The 2,508-nt window shown below is 61.8% G+C and carries 1 protein-coding gene; it reads left to right on the top strand.

From position 1 onward, the window contains the following. Window positions 1-1,864 precede the first annotated feature (1,864 nt). On the top strand, window positions 1,865-2,032 hold the full coding sequence (locus tag F8271_RS32745; RefSeq protein WP_192580542.1) for a hypothetical protein: 168 nt from the start codon (window positions 1,865-1,867) through the stop codon (window positions 2,030-2,032). Window positions 2,033-2,508: the final 476 nt, after the last annotated feature.

The raw sequence follows: 2,508 nt of genomic DNA, 5'->3' as shown, positions 1-2,508 counted from the left end.
GCGCCATGACGAAGCTCCGGGTGGACCAGATCCGTGAGAAGACCTCGTCCTAACGGAGCTTCGTCCCCATTCGACACGCCGACGTGGTGACCACTACCCACCGTAAGATGATCTTGAAACGCCCGTGCAACGATGGCAGACGGCCGCCGCAGCTATGACCGTGCCATCTCGGTGACGAAGCGGCGGACTCTCAACCGGCTCCATACTGCAACCGCCTACGGGGCGGCGGGTCGTAGCGTCTACTCCGACGCACTCGCGGCCGGGATGAGCCAGTCTCGAGCCCAGCTATACGCAACCTCGCAGGGCAAGGCTGCCCTGGACACCCCACCGATCACTGATTCCTGGTGTGCGTATAGCGAGGATGTTGAGCCGGATCCGAAGTTCGAATGGTCAGGGTGCGGCTTGTACTACGAGGTGCAATTCGCAGGTGACACCGCCTACGCCGCGCACAGCGGAACGGCGCATGGCTGGGGCACTGGAGTTCTTGGCGGCGGCAAGGAGCTCCAGAAGGGATATATATCGACCGAGCACACTAACTGGAATCCCTCCCCCGCGGCCTTCGATATCGTCGAAGCGTCTCCCTCATCTAGCACGAATGGCCCCAGCACTTGCACCAACTTCAACATTGGTCTTTCCCAGTTTGTCGAGCTTGGATTTAGTGTTCCGCTGTGCAGCGACGGCTGGGATGTGACGTGGAATCGAACCTTCCACAAGGTGGAATGGCATGGCGACAGCACTGGTGGCTCGTCGGACAGTAGGTCGGCTGGTGGCGCTCACACCCTGCGATCCGCCCCCATCGATGGCTCTAGTTGGTCGACTTCATTCCGTATCGGGTGGACTTACGCCTGCTTCGGGTGCTGATGGACTGAGGCTGGTCCTGCGGCGGCCCTGGCCGCCGCAGGACCTGTGAAATGGCTTGCTTGATGGCGTGAGATGCGATTGGTCGTAAGCAGCTCTTCCGGGGGCGATCGAAGATTGCAGAGCGAATGAATGACTGCAGCTTTCGGCGCCTTCCGCCACGTTTCGCGGATGCTCAATGAAGCTGCCTTCTGGGGCGTCAGATCATGGTCTGGGGTTAAGACGCCCACTAGCTTGCAATGCCCGATATACTTCGGTCATGCGCTCTCGCGTCATCCTGACCGTCGCGGCCGGACTCCTTTCGGTCTCAGCATGTGGGACTGCGGAGCCTTCTGTCCCCATCGAAACATCTCTTCCCTCGGACGAGCATCCCTCCGTAGTCTTAGACGCCTCGGTGCCCGACTGGGAGACCACTGCCTGGCTGGACGAAGGTGTCTTCTGTGTTCGCTCTGCTCGCACACGGTCAGGGGGCAGAGGCGACGCGGCGAACAAATTCGTCTCTTGCAATCCGGCCCCCCCGGCGCTCCTTCTCGGCGACGGTCCGCCGATACTGCCCGCCAAGCCGGTGCCCTACGTCGCGCCCCTAGACCCCCAGCAACAGAAGGTCATCTTGGTTGGGGTCGTACGTGGCAACGTCGCCAGTGTCGCCGTAACTATGTTCGGGACGACTGTCACGGCAGCCGTTCACCCGCTGCCAGCGGTTGAAGGTGGCCAAGTCGGTGCGTACGCTGTTTGGTTACCCAGGAGCGGTCCTGCGCATAACGGGATGAGCAGCTCCGACATCACTGCCGTTATTGGCTATGATGCATCCGGCCAGGTTGTAGTCCAGCTGAATGATGCGTAGATCGCGTTGTCGAGCAACGCCCGCAGCACTCCAACCACTCGGAGATCAGGGCCAGCTCAACCCGACGCTGGCTCGCGCATGACTGCCAGGATCTTCAGCGTGCAGGCATCGACATTCCGGAGATCGATGCCATGGTTGTACCGAGACGTACTCCGCCCAGCAGTGAGCAAAGTCTTGGTGCCTGATGGACACGCGGCCGGGTCGCGCGAAGACAAGATCGTGGATGGGTTGACCGACGTCATGGTCATCACAGCCGCAGTGGCGCTGGTCGCTTCAGTCGTCGGCGTGTTCTTGATCCGGCCGAATGACCTGCACGAAAGCGCGTTGTAGGCATCCCTGCTGAGCTCACTACAGAGGCGGGACGACCCCGAAAGGTGCGGTGGCCGGGAAGGCGCACCCGGCTGCCGTATCTGTCCGTGACGGCCTTTGGGGCAGTACCACTGTTACCCCGGATGCCCGCCCTGGAAGCCGCCACCGGACTGGACGACTGGCGGCCAGTTGCACTCGGGTCCGCAGAAGTGGCGCGGACGGTGCCGCCATCGCCTTCTGCCGCCGCTCCCGGGAGGAGCGGCGTTCCGGCGGATGCGGTCATCAGCGCGCTCGTCGAGGCGCGGGCGCGCAGCTCACCTCCGCTATTCAGAGTAGATAGCGGGTATCGAGGGTGATCAAGGAAAGGTGTACCCGACCTGCAAGGATGTGGTTGTCTACGCCATGTCCTTTGTAGAAGCGGGTGCACCTTTCTGGTGAGCAAGTCTATCGGGTGGGATGACCGGCTGTCGGTGACGGCCACAGATAAGAACCTCGTC

Origin of the sequence: Micromonospora sp. ALFpr18c (assembly GCF_008868155.1) — a bacterium.
In the GTDB taxonomy this organism is placed as follows: Bacteria; Actinomycetota; Actinomycetes; order Mycobacteriales; family Micromonosporaceae; genus Micromonospora.
This window is presented reverse-complemented; position numbering and strand designations above follow the sequence as displayed.